This is a genomic window from Sphingobium sp. B2 (genome assembly GCF_007693735.1).
GTDB classification, from domain to species: domain Bacteria; phylum Pseudomonadota; class Alphaproteobacteria; order Sphingomonadales; family Sphingomonadaceae; genus Sphingobium; species Sphingobium xenophagum.
In genome coordinates, this window is sequence record NZ_VDBZ01000038.1 from 1 (window position 1) to 363 (window position 363).

Genomic DNA, 363 nt, shown 5'->3' on the forward strand with positions numbered 1-363 from the left:
GCCTGCAGCTTTTTCTGATAGTCGTAGGAGCAATATTGGCTACCGCGATCCGAATGGAAAAGGCAGCCCTCGGGAGGCTGGCGCAGGCGCACCGCCATATCCAGCGCCCTGATCGCCAGGTCTTTCTTCATCCTGTCGCTGACTGCCCAGCCTACGACGCGACGGCTATGCAGATCGAGAATGACGGCAAGGTAGAGCCAGCCTTCGGACGTCCAGATATAGGTGATGTCGCCGGCCCATTTACGGTTGGGCGCATCTGCGGCAAAATCGCCGTCCAGCCAGTTCGCTGCGACACCCAGGCGATGGTGGCTGTCAGTCGTAACCTTGTGCTTGCGCGTGCGGACTGGCTTGATCCCGTTGATC

The 363-nt window shown here is 59.8% G+C and carries 1 protein-coding gene; it reads right to left on the reverse strand.

What is annotated here, in order from left to right:
- On the reverse strand, positions 1 to 363 hold a 363-nt coding region (locus FE851_RS25915), incomplete at both ends, for a DDE-type integrase/transposase/recombinase (RefSeq protein WP_145206941.1).